The 19,071-nt window shown below is 40.7% G+C and carries 22 protein-coding genes, 1 pseudogene and 2 other annotated features; of the genes and pseudogenes, 5 read left to right on the top strand and 18 right to left on the bottom strand.

Annotation, left to right across the window (positions count from 1 at the left end; all coding sequences use genetic code 11):
- Window positions 1-31: 31 nt before the first annotated feature.
- Complete coding sequence (locus QUF78_RS08315; RefSeq protein WP_289324295.1) at window positions 32-214, top strand: YlaF family protein; 183 nt, start codon at window positions 32-34, stop codon at window positions 212-214.
- Window positions 215-356: 142 nt separating this feature from the next.
- On the opposite strand, the gene QUF78_RS08310 is transcribed toward QUF78_RS08315, so the two are convergent.
- Entirely contained in the window at window positions 357-1,160 is an 804-nt protein-coding gene (locus tag QUF78_RS08310; protein ID WP_289324294.1) for an inositol monophosphatase family protein, read from the bottom strand.
- A 412-nt stretch (window positions 1,161-1,572) separates the two neighbouring features.
- Window positions 1,573-1,770 (bottom strand): hypothetical protein, encoded by a 198-nt coding sequence (locus tag QUF78_RS08305; RefSeq protein ID WP_034314018.1) that lies wholly within the window; start codon window positions 1,768-1,770, stop codon window positions 1,573-1,575.
- Between the two features lie 200 nt (window positions 1,771-1,970).
- Here QUF78_RS08305 and QUF78_RS08300 point away from each other — a divergent pair.
- Both QUF78_RS08300 and QUF78_RS08295 read left to right on the top strand, forming a co-directional pair.
- Window positions 1,971-2,187, top strand: a pseudogene (locus QUF78_RS08300) (DUF1054 family protein); the annotation flags it as partial.
- Between the two features lie 94 nt (window positions 2,188-2,281).
- The gene (locus QUF78_RS08295) at window positions 2,282-2,899 is read left to right on the top strand and encodes a YktB family protein (protein ID WP_289317273.1); all 618 of its coding nucleotides are present in this window, start codon (window positions 2,282-2,284) and stop codon (window positions 2,897-2,899) included.
- Between the two features lie 65 nt (window positions 2,900-2,964).
- Here QUF78_RS08295 and QUF78_RS08290 read toward each other — a convergent pair whose 3' ends face one another.
- From QUF78_RS08290 to QUF78_RS08245, 10 genes are all read right to left on the bottom strand, one after another.
- On the bottom strand, window positions 2,965-3,261 hold the full coding sequence (locus QUF78_RS08290; protein WP_289324293.1) for a hypothetical protein: 297 nt from the start codon (window positions 3,259-3,261) through the stop codon (window positions 2,965-2,967).
- A gap of 46 nt (window positions 3,262-3,307) precedes the next feature.
- On the bottom strand, window positions 3,308-4,087 hold the full coding sequence (gene trpA, locus QUF78_RS08285; protein WP_289324292.1) for a tryptophan synthase subunit alpha: 780 nt from the start codon (window positions 4,085-4,087) through the stop codon (window positions 3,308-3,310).
- Window positions 4,080-5,285 (bottom strand): tryptophan synthase subunit beta, encoded by a 1,206-nt coding sequence (gene trpB / locus QUF78_RS08280; RefSeq protein WP_289317275.1) that lies wholly within the window; start codon window positions 5,283-5,285, stop codon window positions 4,080-4,082. Before trpB ends, trpA begins: the two co-directional genes overlap by 8 nt.
- A gap of 4 nt (window positions 5,286-5,289) precedes the next feature.
- A complete protein-coding gene (locus tag QUF78_RS08275; protein WP_289324291.1) occupies window positions 5,290-5,904 on the bottom strand; it encodes a phosphoribosylanthranilate isomerase in 615 nt (204 codons plus the stop codon).
- 10 nt (window positions 5,905-5,914) lie between these two features.
- The gene (gene trpC / locus QUF78_RS08270; protein ID WP_289324290.1) at window positions 5,915-6,691 is read right to left on the bottom strand and encodes an indole-3-glycerol phosphate synthase TrpC; all 777 of its coding nucleotides are present in this window, start codon (window positions 6,689-6,691) and stop codon (window positions 5,915-5,917) included.
- Window positions 6,692-7,714 carry an anthranilate phosphoribosyltransferase gene (gene trpD / locus QUF78_RS08265; RefSeq protein WP_289317278.1) on the bottom strand — a complete coding sequence of 341 codons (1,023 nt, stop codon included), beginning with the start codon at window positions 7,712-7,714 and terminating at the stop codon, window positions 6,692-6,694. It abuts the gene before it with no gap.
- Between the two features lie 29 nt (window positions 7,715-7,743).
- Window positions 7,744-8,349: an anthranilate synthase component II gene (locus QUF78_RS08260; RefSeq protein ID WP_289324289.1), complete on the bottom strand. Its 606-nt coding sequence runs from the start codon at window positions 8,347-8,349 to the stop codon at window positions 7,744-7,746.
- Entirely contained in the window at window positions 8,346-9,740 is a 1,395-nt protein-coding gene (gene trpE / locus QUF78_RS08255) for an anthranilate synthase component I (protein WP_289324288.1), read from the bottom strand. The genes QUF78_RS08260 and trpE overlap by 4 nt, the downstream gene beginning before the upstream one ends.
- Before the next feature lie 170 nt (window positions 9,741-9,910).
- Window positions 9,911-10,148, bottom strand: a binding site (T-box leader).
- 35 nt (window positions 10,149-10,183) lie between these two features.
- Window positions 10,184-10,414, bottom strand: a binding site (T-box leader).
- A 76-nt stretch (window positions 10,415-10,490) separates the two neighbouring features.
- Window positions 10,491-10,766 carry a UPF0223 family protein gene (locus tag QUF78_RS08250; RefSeq protein ID WP_289324287.1) on the bottom strand — a complete coding sequence of 92 codons (276 nt, stop codon included), beginning with the start codon at window positions 10,764-10,766 and terminating at the stop codon, window positions 10,491-10,493.
- Between the two features lie 56 nt (window positions 10,767-10,822).
- On the bottom strand, window positions 10,823-11,782 hold the full coding sequence (locus QUF78_RS08245; protein ID WP_289324286.1) for an NAD(P)H-dependent flavin oxidoreductase: 960 nt from the start codon (window positions 11,780-11,782) through the stop codon (window positions 10,823-10,825).
- Between the two features lie 412 nt (window positions 11,783-12,194).
- On the opposite strand from QUF78_RS08245, the gene QUF78_RS08240 reads away from it, so the two are divergent.
- Window positions 12,195-13,652, top strand: coding sequence for an aminotransferase class I/II-fold pyridoxal phosphate-dependent enzyme (locus QUF78_RS08240; RefSeq protein WP_289324285.1), 1,458 nt, complete (start codon window positions 12,195-12,197; stop codon window positions 13,650-13,652).
- 190 nt (window positions 13,653-13,842) lie between these two features.
- On the opposite strand, the gene QUF78_RS08235 is transcribed toward QUF78_RS08240, so the two are convergent.
- Window positions 13,843-13,968: a GapA-binding peptide SR1P gene (locus QUF78_RS08235; protein ID WP_072272684.1), complete on the bottom strand. Its 126-nt coding sequence runs from the start codon at window positions 13,966-13,968 to the stop codon at window positions 13,843-13,845.
- Window positions 13,969-14,373: 405 nt separating this feature from the next.
- Between QUF78_RS08235 and QUF78_RS08230 the strand changes: the two genes are divergently transcribed.
- Window positions 14,374-14,808 carry a DUF1885 family protein gene (locus QUF78_RS08230; protein WP_289324284.1) on the top strand — a complete coding sequence of 145 codons (435 nt, stop codon included), beginning with the start codon at window positions 14,374-14,376 and terminating at the stop codon, window positions 14,806-14,808.
- A gap of 26 nt (window positions 14,809-14,834) precedes the next feature.
- Here the strand turns inward: QUF78_RS08230 and QUF78_RS27795 are convergent, their stop codons facing one another.
- From QUF78_RS27795 to QUF78_RS08210, 5 genes are all read right to left on the bottom strand, one after another.
- The gene (locus QUF78_RS27795; protein WP_353957937.1) at window positions 14,835-15,356 is read right to left on the bottom strand and encodes a polysaccharide deacetylase family protein; all 522 of its coding nucleotides are present in this window, start codon (window positions 15,354-15,356) and stop codon (window positions 14,835-14,837) included.
- Between the two features lie 12 nt (window positions 15,357-15,368).
- A complete protein-coding gene (locus QUF78_RS27790) occupies window positions 15,369-15,662 on the bottom strand; it encodes a hypothetical protein (protein WP_353957900.1) in 294 nt (97 codons plus the stop codon).
- Window positions 15,663-15,709: 47 nt separating this feature from the next.
- Entirely contained in the window at window positions 15,710-15,967 is a 258-nt protein-coding gene (locus QUF78_RS08220; protein ID WP_353957684.1) for a hypothetical protein, read from the bottom strand.
- Window positions 15,968-16,243: 276 nt separating this feature from the next.
- Window positions 16,244-17,656, bottom strand: a complete 1,413-nt coding sequence (lpdA, locus tag QUF78_RS08215; RefSeq protein ID WP_289317286.1) for a dihydrolipoyl dehydrogenase — start codon at window positions 17,654-17,656, stop codon at window positions 16,244-16,246.
- A gap of 3 nt (window positions 17,657-17,659) precedes the next feature.
- Window positions 17,660-19,018: a dihydrolipoamide acetyltransferase family protein gene (locus tag QUF78_RS08210; RefSeq protein WP_289317287.1), complete on the bottom strand. Its 1,359-nt coding sequence runs from the start codon at window positions 19,016-19,018 to the stop codon at window positions 17,660-17,662.
- Between the last annotated feature and the right edge of the window lie 53 nt (window positions 19,019-19,071).

The following is a 19,071-nucleotide window of genomic DNA, read 5'->3' as shown; positions in this document are numbered from 1 at the left end:
ATGTACAATAGATATATTAGGGGTGATATTAATGAATATTAAATGGAATTTCTTAATATTAGCGTTATTGGCAACATCCAGCATTGGCTCCATTGGCATCTTCATTGCTGAAAAAAGCTGGATTGGAATATTGGCTGCAATCGTTGTTCTTTGCGGAGTTATGGGGTTCGGTTTCACTCAAAAGAAGAAATTGCGTGAAGCAGGGAAGTTATAATATAAAAAACTCGCTGACAGACAGCGAGTTTTTTTGTTAATTATTTCAAAGTGAGTATTTTATTCCATTTTCACCAAGACTTCGGTCATGCCATGGACATTTCGAAATTCCCTTTCGGCTTGCCACCGTCTTTAACCAGGTTCTAATGGCTGGAAGTACCTGATAAGTATTTATCGAATATTTCTTTGTGCAGCCCAGGTTTAGAAACGAAGAGTGAGTCACCCTCTAAAAAATCCAATTTGTCACCTTTGATATTACTAACTTCCCCGCCCACTTCCTCAACCAGTAAAACTCCTCCGGCAAAGTCCCAGGGCATGAGTCTCATGGTTATGTATGCATCAATCCTTCCAGCTGCCACGAATGCAAGCTCCAATGCTGCCGAGCCATAAGAACGGGTCCCTCTTGCATCCCGGACTAGCGGTGCCAGAAGACTCGGATCAATCCTACGGTTTTCCGTTACCCAGCTTGCATTAATGGAAACGATCGCTTTGCTTACCGATGCCTCTTCAAGAGATGGGAGCCTTTGATCATTCATGAAAGCTCCCTGCCCCTTAATCGCATGATATAATTCATCACTAACGACATCATAAATCATGCCAATTTTTCCGATGCCATCCACATAAACCCCAAGGGAAATTGCGAAATTCCGCTGTTGATGAATGAAATTCAAAGTTCCATCAATCGGATCAATGATCCATACCGTTCCTTTTAGGTCTTTAATATCATTGCCCATTCCCTCTTCCCCAAAAATCCGGTGTTCTGGAAAGACTTCGCCGATTTTTTCACAAAAAAACTTTTCTATCCCCTTATCCATATTAGTAACCAAATCATTGGGATTCGTTTTCATTTCAATATTCAACTTGGTTGTAAAGGACGCCCTTAGCCTCGTACCCGCCTCTTTCATCCATAACTTCGCATATGTATCCATTTCCTTAACCGATGCCATTATAATATCCCCGTCCTTTATGATCAGAAACTACATTAAAATGATCCTCTTCTAAAGATTAAAGCAAATATAGCTTACCTTCAAGTTTTTCACATCTTAATTTTTCCATTTTTTTAAACGTATCAGTAATTAAGGTTTAATTCATAATACGATTTCCCGATCATGGGTAAGCCGGCACGAATCCCTTCAAATTACCTTGACTTGAACGGTTCCTTTCCTTATTAAAGGAATCCGACTCAACGATGCTTGATAATAAAATTCCGCCTCATATATATTGGGGAATTTAATGAAAAACGGACACATATTTTTTATTAAAATAAGTGTCCGTTCATCTATAATAAAATTCCTTGTATTGAAATTGATTCATTTCTTTTATTCAATCTCCTTCAAGATCTCTGCAGCCAATCATTTTTTACAAGGCTTTCAGTTTTAACAATTCCAACCGGATGCGTTCAAGCCTTTGCTTGCATTGTGACCTCTTTTGGTCATTCTCTTCACCAATTGCTTCAAAAAGGGTTGCTAATTCATAGTCCATTTCCATTCTTAACACTGCAGCTCTATGTCTTTCAACTTCTTTAGCTTTTAATGCTTGGTTCATGACTTGTTTCATAATTAACATTCTCCCTTCATCAATTAACGTAATTTTCTGAATTTATTTTATTTTATCATATGACTTCCTACCACAAATAGCAACTAATTTGTGCTTTAACCCATAAGGAATTTTTTCAGGACCAATCCAAATCGTATTTTTTAAATTTTACTTTTACTTATGCTACAATATGTGCAGATATTACGGTAGGAGAGATGAAAATGAATATTGCAGGTTTTACAGCTGATGATTTTGGTGTCTTTAAAATTGATGGATTGGAACCCCGTGGATGCTTTAAAAGAACGTATCCAGCCCAAACTTCAAGCTCTTGGAGAACATTTTTCCCCACAACTGTCAGTGATGACGGGCGATGAAATGCACCCTCACGTCGAAAAGCATGCTAGACGGACAGTTAACCCTCCTAATGATACATGGGTTGTCCGCAAAATCTATCTTCAATAGTTCGTCCTTGCTTGATTTTTATTTACCCCTACCTAAAATAATATAAACTTGAAGAAGGAGTTTTTATGTAATGCAATTTGAAGGATTCACAAAGAACGATTTTGACACATTTAATATAGAAGGTCTTGACGGAAGAATGAAGGCAATTCAAGAACGGATTCAACCGAAGTTCCAATCGATCGGGCAAACGTTGACGGACGACCTTTCCTTGAATCTTGGGAACGAAATGTTTTTGCATATTGCAAGACACGCCCGAAGAAGTGTGAACGCCCCGAAAGATACATGGCTTGCGATAGCGGCGAATAAACGTGGATACAAACAACACCCGCATTTTCAGATTGGATTATTTGACGATCATGTATTCATATGGCTTGCGTTCATTTACGAATTGCCGAACAAAGAGCAAATCGCAAAGAATTTCTTGAAGAATATGAAGGAAATCAAAACGACCGTTCCGAATGATTTCGTTGTTTCGCTTGATCATATGAAGAAGGACGCAATATCAATGAAGGAAATTGACTTGAAAGAATCGCTTGAACGTTTTCGGGACGTCAAGAAAGCTGAATTCCTTCTTGGACGACACATTCCCGCAAACGACCCTATCTTGACGGACGGAAACGCATTCTTGAACGTTGCCAAAGAAACGTTTGAAACTCTTATTCCATTATATAAATTATCGTATAAATAAAAAATGCGTTCCGCCCGCTATTGTTGAACGGGTTCGGACGCTTTTTCATATGCCTTTTTATTTATTCACGAATTGAAATCTTCAACCGCTTCTTCACTTGGTTCATTGCTTCTTACCGTGACCGTCAATTTGCCAACCTTAAACATCTTGTTTCGTATGAGTTCATTTTTCATTTCGAATTCCGCCTTTTCGATTGATACCGAAGTTGTGGTTTCAAAACGGTTTATTGTGACAGTCGGAAAGAAACTTTTTGAATTCGCACTGGAATGCGTCAAGTTCGTTGGATAATCGTGCTTGAAGGTTATGACGTTTTTTCTCTTTCGGCCATTTGATCCGTATTCGGATTGAATTATCGGATGCACAATAAACTGGTTAGAAAAAGGAGAGCCTTGAAGGCTCTCCTTTCCTTTATTTTCGCACCAATCCTTTGCTAGCTTGTATCAAGTCACTAATTTGTTCTTCTTTACCAGTTTCAAAGCATTCGATGATTTTACTGCCGACAATGACTCCATCGCAGTATTGCATCGCATCACGAACATGTTCTGGCGTCGATATGCCGAACCCAGCAAGAACGGGAACGGGACTTAGCTCTTTCACCTTCTTTAAATAGCCCCCGAGCTCTTCCCCAAAAGCATCACGGGCACCTGTAATGCCTTTGACTGTAACTGCGTAGATAAAGCCCTCTGCCCCTGCGGTGATCTCAGTGATACGGTCTTTCGAAGACGTGAGTGTCACAAGTCGGATAAGCATGATCCCTGCAGTTTTGATAGATGAAAAGATGGCTTCTTCCTCAATCGGTAAATCGGGGATGATGCACCCGGAAATGCCTGCTTGAAGACAATCATCCGTAAACTCTTTAAGTCCATATGCAAGGATTGAATTCGAATATCCCATTAAAATAATTGGTATGTTAACATCATCTTGGATTTCCTTAACTTTTTTCAGGACATCTTTTAAAGTTGTTCCATTCTCCAAAGAACGGATGCCCGCCTGTTGGATAACCGGTCCATCAGCGACAGGGTCAGAGAATGGTATACCTAATTCAACAGCAGTTGCCCCACTTTCTTCAAGGAAAAGAAGCTGAGTCTTTAACCGTTCAAGACCGCCATCACCTGCCATAATATAAGGAATGAATGCTTTTTCCCGCTTTGTTAGACACTCTTCAAGCGCTTTTGTTAATTTATTCATGTTCATTACCCCCTATTAATGATTGGACCGTTTCTACATCCTTATCACCACGGCCAGACAGGCAAATCACCAGTCCTGTTCCTTTCTCCATTTCTTTAGCAAGTTTTAAACCGAAGGAAATGGCATGTGAACTTTCCAAAGCAGGGATGATCCCTTCCTCCCTTGAAAGCAACACAAGGGCTTTCAATGCTTCATCATCGGTAACGGAAGTATATTCCACCCTGTTGATATCTTTTAGGTAACTATGTTCAGGTCCTACCCCTGGATAATCCAACCCTGCTGAAATTGAATGTGCCTCCTGGATCTGACCGTCTTCGTTCTGCAATACATACATGAATGCACCGTGGAGCACCCCAGGTTTTCCCTTCGTCAAACTTGAAGCATGTAATGGTGTTTCCAGTCCATGACCTGCCGCTTCCACTCCATATAATTTTACGGATTCATCCTCAATGAAGGGATAGAACATCCCCATTGCATTACTGCCACCACCTATGCATGCGACTACTGCATCCGGAAGGGAATGAACCGTCTCCGAATACTGACGCTTCGTTTCATTCCCTATCACGCTTTGAAAATCACGTACAATAACGGGGAATGGATGAGGTCCAAGAACAGATCCCATTATATAATGGGTGTCATCCACATTTGCTACCCAATATCGTAATGCCTCATTCACTGCATCCTTCAGTGTCCCGCTTCCCTGTGATACAGATATGACCTTGGCTCCCAAAAGTTCCATCCGGAACACATTCAATTTCTGTCTCCTGATATCTTCTTCTCCCATAAAGATGATGCATTCCAACTTCAGCAAAGCACATACAGTTGCCGTTGCAACCCCATGCTGTCCTGCACCCGTTTCGGCAATCACTTTTTTCTTGCCCATTTTCCGAGTCAGCAAAGCCTGACCGATCGTATTATTTATTTTGTGGGCTCCAGTATGATTCAAGTCCTCACGCTTCAGGTAAATATCTGCACCACCTGCTAGTCTCGTTAAGTTCTCAGCAAAATAAAGAGGTGTTTCCCGCCCGATATATTGTTTCAGGTAATAGCTTAACTGCTTTTGAAATTCAGGATCTTTTTTAGATTGTTCATATACTTCTTCAAGCTCTGTAATAGCCGCCATTAAAGTTTCTGGAACGAAACGGCCTCCATATGCTCCAAAATGTCCAGTTTTATCAGGCTGTGTATAAGTATTCATCTATTCATTCCTCTTTTCCGGCTGTATATTTTGCCTCATTGATAAATGCTTTTATTTTTACAACATCTTTTAATCCGTTTGTTTCAACGCCACTGGCTACGTCAACTGCGAATGGTGAAACGGCACTAATCGCTTTTCCGACATTTTCCGGAGTCAACCCACCCGCTAGAATCACCTTTCCCCATGGCAAGTCCGCTTTTCGGATCATTTCCCAATCCAAAGTTAGTCCCTTACCGGAAGAACCCTTAGGAAGATCCACTAATAGATAATCTGCCGGGTATTCATGAAGGTTTTCAAGGTCTTTCTCTGACTGGATGGCAAAGGCCTTGATCACCGGCAGGGGCATTCTGCGGGCGAAGCTGGCAGACTCGTTACCATGAAGCTGAATATAATCCAATCCTGCAATTTCAGCACTTTTTATCACTTCTTGTTCAGTTTGATTGGCAAACACTCCGACTTTTTTAACATGTCCGGGTAGATTCGCCCCAAACTCACCTACTATATCCGGCTCGACTTTTCTGCTACTCTCGGCAAAAATGAAACCAATAAAGTCTGCCCCGGATCCAACAGCAGTCCGAGCAGCTGCCAAAGTCTTTATCCCGCAGATTTTCACTAACATATTAATCTCCTTATATACTCATTTGCAATTCGGCCATCGTATAAGGAAGATTTGATGAAGTCATCAGTGTCTCCCCGACTAAAACCGCTTTTGCACCAGCTTCCTTCACACGCATAACGTCTTCTTTTGTCTTTATTCCACTTTCACTGATAATGATATGGCGTTTTGGATCAAGTAACTTCGCTAGTCGTTCCGTTACAGCCAAATCCACTTTGAAGGTCTTTAAATTCCGATTGTTAATCCCTATGAGCTCTGCATTTAGTTCGAGTGCTCGTTCCAGTTCGGCTTCATCATGGACTTCCGTTAATACTTCAAGCCCATTATTTTTTGCATATTGATATAATTCATGAAGACGTTTTTTAGAAAGTGCAGCCACAATTAATAGAATGATTGTTGCACCAGCTCGATAGGCACGATCGATTTGAATTTCATCGATGATGAAATCCTTGCACAACCTGGGAATCCGTATCGCCTCGCTTACGGTTCTCAAATCTGCAAAAGATCCTTTAAAGAAAATCTCATCCGTCAATACGGATATTGCTGCCGCACCGCCGCTTTCATATGAAAGTGCCTGCTCGATTGGATTCACATTAATTTTAATGTCCCCTTTTGAAGGGGAAGCCCGTTTTATTTCCGCAATAACAGCCATTGATTTTGCCGTTTTCAAATTTTCTACAAGAGATGGTCTGACTATATTGATCAATACCGAATCATCTAAGTCCCTTTCTTTTAATTTTGCGACTTCCACCTTTTTCTGTTCGATGATTTTCGTTAAGATATTTTCCATTTACATGACCACCTTATTTCTATTGCCATAAGCAATTAGATTTTCTAACTTTGTAAGAGCCGATCCGCTATCCAGGCTTTCTTTGGCCATGGAGATTCCTTTTTTGATCGTAGCTGCCGTACCATGTGCGTATAATCCCAATCCAGCATTCAATAAAACGGTATCGCGATAGGCACCTTTTTCCCCTTTGAGAAGGCGAAGCATAATATCGGCGTTTTGTTTGGCGTCACCGCCACGGATGGCATCATTTCCGTAAACCGGCAGATCCACTTCTTCAGGATGCAGCGTAAATTGGGTTATATCCCCTTGCTCCAAAAGCACGAGTGAATTTTCACCCTGCAGGCTTGCTTCATCCATAAAACCGGCACCATTTATCACGACCGCGCGTGTCCTGCCCAATTTATGCAGGACTTCCGCAAATAGCTCGAGCATATCCCGTCGATTAATTCCCAATAATTGAGTGTCGAGTTGAACTGGATTTGTCAAAGGTCCGATAAGGTTAAATATTGTCGGGATTTTCAATTCTTTTCTTACTTTCATTATTCGTGCAATATTAGGGTGGACGGATGGGGCAAATAAGAATGTGATCCCATTTTCCTCCAGCAGTTCTTTTAACATGTCAGGCTCCAAGTACAAATTAACACCTAGCTCTTCCAATACATCCGCGCTTCCCGTTTTACTTGAAATGCTACGGTTTCCATGTTTGGCAACCTTGACACCTGCCCCAGCCAGTACGAAGGCCGATGCGGTACTTATATTGAAGCTTTGTGATCCATCTCCTCCCGTTCCGCAATTATCCATTACATTAAGGGAGCTTGTTTTTACACTTCTTGCTTCTTTTCTCATGACTCGGACAAGGCTTGCTATCTCACCTGCCGTTTCCCCTTTGGATTTAAGGGCTATGATGAACGCTGCCATCTCGCTTTCGGTGATATCTTTAGAAAATAACGCTTGGGCTGCTCTGCTCATCTCTTCTTCCGTCAATGTTTGACGCTCTGCTAACTTCGCTAAATACTCCTTCACCACTAAACTCCCCCAGTCGTTTTTTGTATTTATAAAATGGATTGTTCCTTCTCTGATTGAAAGGTTCCGGCAATCTTATAAAATTGATGTAATAATTCCTTGCCGATTTTCGTCCCTATTGATTCAGGGTGGAACTGTAACCCGTATAGCGGGAAATCTTGATGTTTTAGGGCCATGATTTCCCCATCATCAAGTGCACTCGCCGTCACAGTCAGCTCATTTGGCAAACTCGCCCTTTCAACTACAAGAGAATGGTAACGCATTACCGGGAATCGTAGGTCCTGTTTCGCAAATACACCTGTTCCATCATGCTCGATGACCGATGTTTTCCCGTGCATGATTTGTTTTGCCCCAACCACGTTCGCACCAAAAACTGCACCAATGGCCTGATGCCCCAGACAAATGCCTAAAAGCGGAACCTTCTCATAAAAGCTACGAATGATCTCCATACTGATACCAGCATCTTCCGGCCGGCCAGGTCCCGGGGAAATGACGATTGCCATGGGATTCAATTCCTCAATTTCAGCAAGGGTGATTTCGTCATTCCTTTTTACAACGATTTCTTTTTCCACTTCCCCTAAATATTGATAAAGGTTGTAAGTGAACGAGTCATAGTTATCAATTAATAAAATCATTTTGTGTGAACCTCCATTAGAGCTCGTGCTTTATTTTGTGTTTCTTCATATTCCGTTTTTGGATCTGAATCATATACAATTCCTGCCCCTGCCTGTACATGTGCCTTGCCATCTTTAATGATCATCGTCCGAATGGCTAATGCCATATCAAGATCCCCTCCATAACCAATGAATCCTATTGAGCCTGAATACATCCCGCGTTTACAATTTTCCAGTTCATTGATCAGCTCCATCGCCCTGATTTTAGGAGCACCTGAAACTGTTCCAGCAGGGAGGCAGACCGTCAGCGCATCCAAACTCGTGAATCCTTCCCTAAGCTTTCCGCTAATCTTAGAAGCAATATGCATGACATGCTGATATCTTTGAATTTCCATTTCCTCGGTCAGGTGGATTGAACCAATTTCGCAAACCCTCCCAAGGTCATTTCTTCCTAAATCAACAAGCATCCTATGTTCAGCAAGTTCCTTTTCATCCATCAGCAGGCTTTTTTCCAATCCCTTATCTTCTTCGTCCGTTTTCCCTCTCGGCCTTGTACCGGCAATGGGATTAACGTGAACCATTCCTGATGAAACACTGATCAAGCTTTCTGGAGACGACCCTAGAATGGTATAGTCACCAAATTCTATATAAAACATATAAGGTGATGGGTTGGCTAAACGCAGACGACGATAGGCATCGAAAGGTTCACCATCGAAGTCCGCTTTAAATCTTTGTGATAAAACAACTTGGAACACTTCACCAGCCACAATCGCCGCTTTAACATCAAGAACCATTTTCTCAAATTCATCCTGACTGAAATTCGACTTGAATTCCAAATATTCCGACGATATTTCCTTTGACGGTTTGCTTGCCTGATTGATTTTTTCCTTCATCCCCAATAAACTTTTTTCACTATCTTCTTCCGCAGTCAAAAGATGGATTTTTTGCAAAACATGATCGAATATATACAGTTCTTTATAAAAGAGAAAATGAGCATCAGGCATTTGCAGAGAATCAGGCGGCACCGAGCCTATATTTTCATATAGCCGAATGATATCATAGCCCATATAGCCGATTGCACCTCCATTAAATGGCGGAAGATGTACGGGGGCCTCTCCTATCTCAACTAACAATTCATTTTTTAGAAACTCGATGATATTGATGTTCTTTACGATTTGGTCACCTGTTTCAGGGTCTTTCACATATACTTGGTTAGCGAGCGATGTCACCTCCAAGTATGGGTTTGAACCTAGATAAGAATAGCGCCCGTTGTCATGATGCGAATTGGAACTTTCCAATAAAAATTTCTGTTCCCCATCCATTTTCTGAAATATGGCAATGGGTGTGTGGATATCCCCTTCAATTGTGTCCATTTTGAAGCGGAGTATTTTTTTTTCATCCAAATTGTTCATCTCAATTCCCTCCCGATTCTTATACGATCATATAAACTGTTAAAAGGGCAGACCCTTTTGACGAGTGCCGGAGTTTCCAGTTACTCTGAATATTTTTTGACTTTTCCTCTAAAAGGTATTTATATTGAAAATCCCATAAAAAAATCCCCTGCAAACACAAATATGTGTCTGCAGAGGACGGTATACCGCGGTGCCACCTCAAGTTGGAAAAACGCATCATTTTTCCCTCTCAAGCAAGAAATGAAAGTTTCTTGCGAATACCCTTTAACGGTGGCAGCCGAGTTTCCCTACTTATTTCAAGAAACCACTCATAAGTCCATTCATCTTCTTATATCGTACCGGTTTCCACCTTTTCCGGCTCTCTGTGACGCATCTAAAAAGATTACTACTCTTATTCATAGATTTAATTATCATTTTCATAAAAACGCAAAAAGGGCCCTCATCCAAAGGACGAGGAACCCGTGGTACCACCTTAATTAGCTAAATTAGCTCACTTTACGGCATTAACATGCCTATCTCCATTAACGATGAGATAATCGCCAAAGCCTACTCCGTCAATCCGTTTCGGTTTGGGGCTCGGAAGTCCATTCGCTTAAATTCGTTCACCAGTTTTCAGCAACCACTGGCTCTCTGCAGAACAGCATTAAGGTACTCTTCTTCGTCACTGCCTTTATCTTTTTCTTGATTATTATGTTAAAACAATCTTTTCAGTAAGTCAATGGAGTTTTCTAAAAATTATATTTTTAATTTTTAATTTTTCATTTTTATCCATTCTCCGTCTTCGATTCCTTTTGCCTTCTTAATAACGAGATATGCTGAATAGGTGCTGGCTGACTCAAACTCATCCGTATACTTTTTTTCATCCGCCTTACCGGGGACTATTTCCTTGAATCTTCGATATGCTTTCATAAATTCTTCTTTTTGTATTTTATTTTCATAAGCCTTTTCTACCGCTTCAAAAAATTTAATCACATCTACTATTTCATCAGTAGTCCAATCAAGATCCATTGGATATTGATAATCCATACCCTAACACGCTCCTTCTAGATAGTTTTTCATGTTGTCCGGGAGTCCATTTATCTTCAGTCTGCCCATTTTGAACGAATTGCTTCCGCTTGGCCGATAATCCGACTGAATAGTTCAGCAGTCGATGGTACATCATGAATCAGCCCCATCACTTGTCCAGCCCAGGCATATCCTTCACTTTCAACACCGTCGTGAATATAACGCTGGTTCGCTTTTCCACTTATGTAATCCTTCAATTGCTCATATCCGCCATTTTCTTTTTCTATTTCAAGGATTTTATCGGTCCAGTTGTTTGCAATTACCCTGGCTGGTGCACCAATGGACCTCTTAATGACAACGGTATCATTTTCTGTACCGGAAACCAAGGCATTTTTATATAATTCATGCGCATGAACGCACTCCTTGACTGCTATGAATCGTGTTCCCATCTCGATTCCATCGGCGCCAAGAGCCAATGCTGCCATCAAACCGCGCCCATCGCCAAACCCCCCCGAGGCGATGACTGGAATTTTAACGGAATCCACAACTTGAGGAATTAACACAGAGGTTCCAATATCATCACGGCCTAAATGTCCGCCGCCCTCCTGCCCAACCACCATCACTGCATCTGCACCAAGCTGTTCAGCCTTCACAGCCTGCTTTCTTGCAGCAACTAGCACCAGTTTTTTCACCTGAGTACCTTTGACGTATTCAAGAAATGGCGAAGGGTTTCCGCCGGTTACGGAAACAACTGCGATATCCTCTTTCAATGCTGCTTCAAGCATGTGTTCATAAGGCCTTCCATGCTGCCCGATTGCAAAGTTCACACCGAAGGGTTTATCCGTCAATGATTTAGTTTTTCTAATTTCATCTATCAGTTGCTCTTGGTTTTCCAAGGACATGGCCGTTACCTGTCCAAGCCCTCCTGCATTCGAAACTGCCGCAGCCAGTTCTGCATAAGCTAAATGAGCCAATCCCCCTTGTACGATTGGGTATTGAATCCCTAACAAATTGGTCACACGCGTATTCCACTTCAAACTCCTCATCTCCCTTTTCCTTTTAGTGATTTGTTTTATTTAGCTGCAATCTATATAACATAGCTTAATTATGGCAAATATTGCTTACCCGTTCAATTTTTAAACTCACGCATTCAATATTTATAAATGAAGAATTCTTGAGTCAATCCAGTTAATACTGGCATATACTCAATTATAATCGGCTGATATTTTTATTGAGCCCCTTAACATCGAAGGCATTTAAAATTTGTTTATGTCAGGACATTAAAGTCACGCTAGGCATTTATTATAAGACGTGCTATAATTCATTTGTTTTATGTCTATCCACAAGACCATTTGAATGGAATCGGAGAAACATACGATCGTTAATAGAAAGGGAGTATACCCTCCCCGATATTTTTTACCTATTATATTGAAAAGGGGCCACAAAGAATTGTCACAGAATGAAACACCCTTATACACTGCCTTATTGCAGCATGCAAAAAAAAATCCCGTTCAATTTCATATTCCAGGTCATAAAAAAGGAAAAGGAATGGACGCTGATTTCCGTAATTTCATTGGAGAAAATGCATTATCCATAGATTTAATCAATATTGCACCACTCGATGATCTCCATCAACCTAAAGGTATCATTAAACAAGCTCAGGATCTTGCCGCTGAAGCTTTTGGTGCAGATCATACATTCTTTTCCGTTCAAGGAACAAGTGGAGCGATCATGACGATGGTCATGACAGTCTGCGGACCTGGGGACAAAATCATCGTTCCGAGGAATGTACATAAATCCGTAATGTCTGCCATTGTATTTTCCGGAGCTGTTCCCATTTTCATCAATCCTGAAATAGACAAAGACTTGGGCATCTCCCACGGAATCACCATCGATGCCGTTGAAAAAACTTTAAGGGAACATGGTGATGCTAAAGGTTTGCTTGTAATCAATCCCACCTATTTCGGTATTTCGGCTGATTTGCAAAAAATAGTCGAACTTGCTCATTCCCACGAAATCCCAGTTCTTGTAGATGAAGCACATGGTGTCCATATTCACTTCCATGAAGACTTGCCGATGTCAGCCATGCAAGCTGGAGCAGATATGGCTGCAACAAGTGTTCATAAACTGGGCGGTTCACTAACGGGAAGTTCCATATTAAATGTTAAAACTGGATTGGTTTCAGCAAATCGTGTACAAGCCATTTTGAGCATGCTCACAACGACCTCAACCTCCTATATACTTCTGGCTTCCCTGGATACGGCTAGAAGACAGCTGGCGACGGTAGGCAGGGAAATGATCGATGAGGCCATCAATCTCGCAGGATATATCCGTGAGGCCGTGAATGAGATTCCTTATCTATACTGTGTCGGCAGCGAAATTCTTGAGAGTAAGGCAGCATTTAGTTATGATCCGACTAAGTTGATCATTTCCATTAAGGAATTGAATATTACCGGATACGACGTTGAGAAATGGCTGCGTGAAAAGCATAATATCGAAGTCGAACTTTCTGACTTGTACAATATCCTTTGCCTGATAACACCGGGAGACTCAAAAATAGAAGCGGACCTGCTGATCGCTGCCCTAAGAGACTTATCGGATGAGTTTAAGGAAATGGCTGCTGAACATGAAAAAATTGAAGTCCTCCTTCCTGATACACCGCCACTTGCTTTATCACCAAGGGAGGCATTTTATGCAGAGACCGAAGTGGTTCCCATCGAGGAATCGGTCGGCAAAATCAGTGCTGAATTCATCATGGTTTACCCGCCGGGAATCCCGATCTTCATACCAGGCGAACTGATTACTGAAGATAATATCAATTACATCCGGAAAAACATCGAGGCAGGCCTACCTGTCCAAGGTCCAGAGGATCCAGAGATAAAATATTTGCGCATCATTAAAAACTGAATGAATTTCATCAAACCAGAGCAGATACCTGCTCTGGTTTTTTGCCCATTTTATTGATTCAACGTAATTGAGCAAAGTGCTTTGGTTGGAAACGGAAGAATTCTCCCTCGTTAACTTCGATAAAAAGGGTGCTCCAGGTTACAACCCTGAAACACCCTTCAATTCTATTAATCTAAAAGTCTTTTTCCATTTATTTTTCAGAGGCAGCTGTATCACAGCTTTGGCAGTTGTGATTGTGTGTATAAAGTACACTTACTTTTTCATCTTCAAAATGTTCAATCGTGCTATTGCAAGTTTGACATACGATAGTTCCCATTTTTACAACCCCTTCCTCTATATTGTATGCATCAATTACATAATGTAACCGCTTTATATGAATTATAATATAACACATTTATTATTTCAAGCTAAAAAGTATAACATATATACTTTTTTCCATTAAATTCAATATAGGTTCATTCCATTGATTTATTTCTTTCATTTTGAAACCGCCGATTGGAAGTAAACGGTTCCAATCATTGGAATTCTTATTATGAAAACGTTCATTTTCAAAAAACGAACGGCTCTTTGAGCTCTTTTTTTAAAATTCCACCACATTCCTTACTCAGCAAAACAAGGTGAAAAAGGAATTTTGCCTTTCAAATTACATATAGATTAGTATATAAAACAACCATAAAATGTTAATATATACTTACATTCGAAAGATCTAAGGGGGATCCAAATGACTGAAAATGCCTATATTAAACTTGTTCCCGAGTCCGTAAAAGCGACTGTAACCATTGAAGATGTGAAAGAATTGCTGAATTATTATCAAATGATCACAGCAAAAACAGGAAAGCAACTGGATTGGGAGTATGATAAGAAAGCATTTCCTTATGAAATGAAAGTACCTGAAAGTATGAAAGATAAGGCTATTTATCTCCAAGCCAAAGAGGATCGATACCACATGATATTGATAGGCGTTGACCAAGAAGTCGTTAAGGATGAAAATGGATTAGAGCGGATTCAATCCTATATCCAATTCACCCTCCCTGAAACAGCAACTTTCGGTGATAAGGGAAAAGCTAATGAATTGTGCAAGTTCCTAGCAAAGAAATTACGGGCACAGCTCCATCTATTCAATAATCGGGTGATGTATTACTATCCAAGGAAATAAAAAACCTGCTGTGGCCGAGAATTAGCTCATGCAGGCGTTTCAATTAATTTTGTATCAAGGAACTTATAACCTTTCTTTTGAAAACCTTTCACGATATCCTCTATCGCTTCACTCGTCCATTTCCGGTCATGCATCAGTAAGTTCGCACCATTTCCTAAATATGAGCTGTTCAACATGATATCAGTTAAAGCTTTTTTATCCTGATACTCTTTTTCCCAGTCATATCCATATGTCCAATTCATGACCAACATGTTTTCTTCCTCAGCAACTTTTTTTGAATGATCGGTTTTCAATCCAAAAGGCGCCCTGAAGTACTTAGGGCGTTCACCTATAATGCCTTCAACCAAATTGTTCAATTTAACGATTTCCCTCTCTTGTTCCTTTTCAGTCAATTCTTTTACATTTACATGGGAATACGTATGATTACCGATAGAAAAACCCATATCATGAATTACTTTTAGCATCGCATTATTTTCATCTTTTTCAAGAAAGTGACCGTTCACGAAAAAAATCGCAGGTACTTCAAGTCGCTTAAGGGTTTTGGCAATTTCCAGCGAATATTAATCAGGTGCACCATCAAAGGTTAACAACACAACTTTCGGATTTGCATCCCCAATGGGTTTAAATGACCATTTATCTTTGTTCACCCGATATTCTGCCTTTACATTCTCTACGAGATTTATTTTTGATGTTTCTTTTTTCAGATCTTTTTCTGGCTGGCTTTCATCTTGAACTGTTGCTGCCGTTTCCACACTTTCTTGATTCTCATTTTCGGTTTGATTGGGATTGTGATCGTTACAAGCCATCAAGAAACATGATATAGATGTAAGTAATACTAATACTCTGTTAATCATGGTTCCTCCGTTGCTTCTTGTGTCGTTGCTGGCCATACGAAAAAAATTCAATAAATGGGTACTAACGTTTCCAAAAGGATTTGTAAAATCCCATAACATAATAGGCTTATCACAGTAACAAGCATGGTTCGCTTATTGGACTTTAAAATCATTTTGCCAATGTAAATGGCTAAATAAGAAAAGACCAGAAACATGAATACTTTGAAAACAAATCGATCATTAACAGACAGCCATTCAACTAATGTATACCCACTCCAAACGATTAGTTGAAAGAGGATTACCAGATAATTTTTCAAGTGATCCACCCCATTTTAATATGAATACATCAGCCATAGTCTTTTTATTGGCAAAAAATATCCTTTAGCAAACATCGCTCATCCTATTTTTTATCCTCTATTACCTTTTTAAAACCCTTTCAAGGAAAAAAGTTAGAAGTCCTTTTTATAGCTTATGCCCTTTTTGTCCTTTTCATTTAACTAGTGTAAAGAAAATAATGAATTAGGAGTAATCCTCCATTTTCATCTTCTTGCCAATACAAAAAAGCGTACTGCCTAATGCAGTACGCTTTTTTTTAAAATCAATTACTTAATGATGTGAATAGGAGTTCCAAGGGCAACTTCAGCTGCTTCCATAGTGATTTCCCCTAAAGTTGGATGTGCATGGATTGTCATCGCGATATCTTCAGCAGTCATTCCCGCTTCGATAGCTAAACCAAGTTCTGCAATCATATCAGATGCGTTTGGTCCTGCAATTTGTGCTCCTATAACCAATCCGTCTTCTTTGCGAGTGATAAGCTTCACAAATCCGTCCGTATTATTTAATGAAAGAGCACGTCCATTTGCAGCGAATGGGAATTTAGAAGCAAGCGCTTCGATTCCAGCTTCCTTCGCTTCTTTTTCATTATAACCGACAGAAGCTAGTTCCGGTTCAGAGAATACAACAGCCGGAATGGCAAGATAGTCGATTTCAGATGAATGTCCTGCAATGGCTTCAGCTGCAATTTTACCTTCATAAGAAGCTTTATGAGCTAACTGAGGTCCAGAAACGATATCACCGATTGCGTAAATGTTTTTCACGCTTGTACGGCATTGTTTATCCGTTTCAATCAAACCACGGTCAGTCATTTTGATTCCAACTTGTTCTAAGCCGATTTCTGCAGTATTAGGACGACGTCCAACTGTTACTAAAACGTAATCGGCTTCAACTTTTTTCTCTTCGCCTTTTACTTCATAAGTAACGGTTACGCCTGTTTCAGTTTCTTCCACGCCTTTAGCATTTGCTTTGGTAACAATTTCAGCACCCTTGTTTTTAAGGTTACGTTTAACAAGAGCTGCCATTTGTTTTTCAAAGCCTGCAGAAAGAATTTCTTCCGTACCTTCAAGGATGGTCACTTTAGTGCCAAAACTTGCGAATGCTCCGCCAAGCTCGGTACCAATGTAACCTCCGCCGATTACCACGATAGAACTTGGAACTTCTTCCAAAGCAAGGGCACCAGTGGAATTAAGTACTCGTTTCGTATATTTAAATGACGGAATCTCGATTGGCGATGAACCAGTAGCGATGATTGCGTTTTTAAATGTATATGTTTGGGCTGAGTCATCATTCATAACACGGATGCTGTTTTCATCAACGAAATAAGCTTCCCCAGTTACAACCTCAACATTATTACCTTTTAACAGGCTGCTTACACCGCCTGTTAATTTTTTTACAACAGTACCTTTCCAAGCTTGTACTTTAGAAAAATCAACAGTAACTTTTTCTGCAAAGATACCCATGTCTTCTGAATGCTGAGCTTCATGGAAACGGTGTCCCGCCGAGATTAAAGCTTTCGATGGGATACAGCCTACATTCAAACAAACTCCGCCGATTGTTCCTTTTTCAACGACCGTTACTTTCTGTCCAAGCTGTGCTGCGCGAATTGCGGCAACATATCCCCCTGGGCCTGAACCGATCACTAAAGTATCTGTTTCGATTGGAAAATCTCCTACTACCATTGTTTACGCCTCCATTAACAATAATTCTGGGTCGTTCAATAACTTTTTGATATGATTCAATGCATGCTGAGCAGTTGCTCCATCAATCATGCGGTGATCAAAGCTCAGTGATAATGCCAGAACTGGAGCGGCGATGATTTCCCCGTCGCGTACAATTGCTTTTTCGGCAATGCGTCCAATCCCTAGAATGGCAACTTCTGGATGATTGATTACAGGTGTGAACCATTGACCGCCTGCGGAACCGATATTCGTAATGGAGCAAGAAGCACCTTTCATTTCGTTAGGAGCCAATTTACCGTCACGAGCTTTCGTCGCTAATTCATTAATTTCTTGTGAAATGGCAAAAGTTGATTTACGATCTGCATCTTTTACAACTGGAACAAGCAGTCCTTTGTCTGTGTCTGCCGCAATTCCGATATTGTAATAGTGTTTATGGATAATCTCACTAGCCTCATCATCAAATGATGTGTTAAGCATAGGGAATTCACGCAATGCACTTGTTAACGCTTTAACAACATAAGGTAGGAATGTAAGCTTGATTCCTTTTTCTGCAGCAATTTCCTTGAATTTCTTACGGTGAGCAACCAGTAGCGTCACATCGACTTCATCCATCAATGTTACATGTGGAGCAGTCTGTTTGGATTTAACCATTGCTTTGGCGATAGCTTTTCTCATACCGCTCATTTTCTCGCGAGTTTCAGGATATTGTCCTTCTGGAATCGAAACTTTTTGTTTTTCGGTTGTTTCCTTATCATTTTGTTGTGAAGCTTCACTTTGAGCTGCTGGTTGCTGTGGAGCCGTTTTGCCGTTTTTGAAAGCATCGATGTCTTCTTTCATGATGCGGCCGTTATCTCCAGAACCAGAAATCTCACGAATATTTACCCCTTGTTCGCGTGCATATTTCCTAACAGAAGGCATGGCGATAATACGTCGTGAAGGATCCGCCTCAACCTGTGGTTGTGATCCCGCGCCCGTTTCTGCACTATTTTCTTGAACCGGAGCAGCCTCTTTCTTGACTTCCTGTCCAGCTTCAGCAGTTGCTTGAACCTGGGCCTCCGTATCCTTTCCACCTTCTGCCTTCGCTTCTTCTCCATGATCCCCTTTAAACTGAAGATCTTCATATCCTGGAGCATCGAATGTTACAAGTACATCGCCAACAACGGCAACCGTTCCTTCTTGAACAAGGATTTCTTCAACGGTACCTTCCACTGGTGATGGGATTTCAACAACGGCCTTATCGTTTTGAACCTCACAAAGCACGTCATCTTCTTGTATCTTATCTCCTGGTTTTACAAACCATTTCACTATTTCACCTTCGTGTATACCTTCTCCGATATCAGGGAGTCTAAATTGGAATGCCACTGAGTTCAACCTCCTATATTAAATCATACTTAGTGCATTGAATAAAGTCCTTT

Source organism: Peribacillus sp. ACCC06369 (genome assembly GCF_030348945.1).
Lineage (GTDB): Bacteria > Bacillota > Bacilli > Bacillales > DSM-1321 > Peribacillus.
Note: the sequence above shows the minus strand (reverse complement) of the source record. Positions and strands in the feature narration are given on the sequence as shown.

Excerpts from the sequence above, each read along its gene's own strand:
- QUF78_RS08315 (WP_289324295.1), top strand. The coding sequence starts at position 32 with ATGAATATTAAATGGAATTTCTTAATATTAGCGTTATTGGCAACATCC.
- QUF78_RS08310 (WP_289324294.1), bottom strand. The coding sequence starts at position 1,160 with ATGGCATCGGTTAAGGAAATGGATACATATGCGAAGTTATGGATGAAA.
- QUF78_RS08305 (WP_034314018.1), bottom strand. The coding sequence starts at position 1,770 with ATGAAACAAGTCATGAACCAAGCATTAAAAGCTAAAGAAGTTGAAAGA.
- QUF78_RS08295 (WP_289317273.1), top strand. The coding sequence starts at position 2,282 with ATGCAATTTGAAGGATTCACAAAGAACGATTTTGACACATTTAATATA.
- trpA (WP_289324292.1), bottom strand. The coding sequence starts at position 4,087 with ATGAATAAATTAACAAAAGCGCTTGAAGAGTGTCTAACAAAGCGGGAA.
- trpB (WP_289317275.1), bottom strand. The coding sequence starts at position 5,285 with ATGAATACTTATACACAGCCTGATAAAACTGGACATTTTGGAGCATAT.
- QUF78_RS08275 (WP_289324291.1), bottom strand. The coding sequence starts at position 5,904 with ATGTTAGTGAAAATCTGCGGGATAAAGACTTTGGCAGCTGCTCGGACT.
- trpC (WP_289324290.1), bottom strand. The coding sequence starts at position 6,691 with ATGGAAAATATCTTAACGAAAATCATCGAACAGAAAAAGGTGGAAGTC.
- QUF78_RS08260 (WP_289324289.1), bottom strand. The coding sequence starts at position 8,349 with ATGATTTTATTAATTGATAACTATGACTCGTTCACTTACAACCTTTAT.
- trpE (WP_289324288.1), bottom strand. The coding sequence starts at position 9,740 with ATGAACAATTTGGATGAAAAAAAAATACTCCGCTTCAAAATGGACACA.
- QUF78_RS08250 (WP_289324287.1), bottom strand. The coding sequence starts at position 10,766 with ATGGATTATCAATATCCAATGGATCTTGATTGGACTACTGATGAAATA.
- QUF78_RS08235 (WP_072272684.1), bottom strand. The coding sequence starts at position 13,968 with ATGGGAACTATCGTATGTCAAACTTGCAATAGCACGATTGAACATTTT.
- QUF78_RS08230 (WP_289324284.1), top strand. The coding sequence starts at position 14,374 with ATGACTGAAAATGCCTATATTAAACTTGTTCCCGAGTCCGTAAAAGCG.
- QUF78_RS27790 (WP_353957900.1), bottom strand. The coding sequence starts at position 15,662 with ATGATTAACAGAGTATTAGTATTACTTACATCTATATCATGTTTCTTG.
- lpdA (WP_289317286.1), bottom strand. The coding sequence starts at position 17,656 with ATGGTAGTAGGAGATTTTCCAATCGAAACAGATACTTTAGTGATCGGT.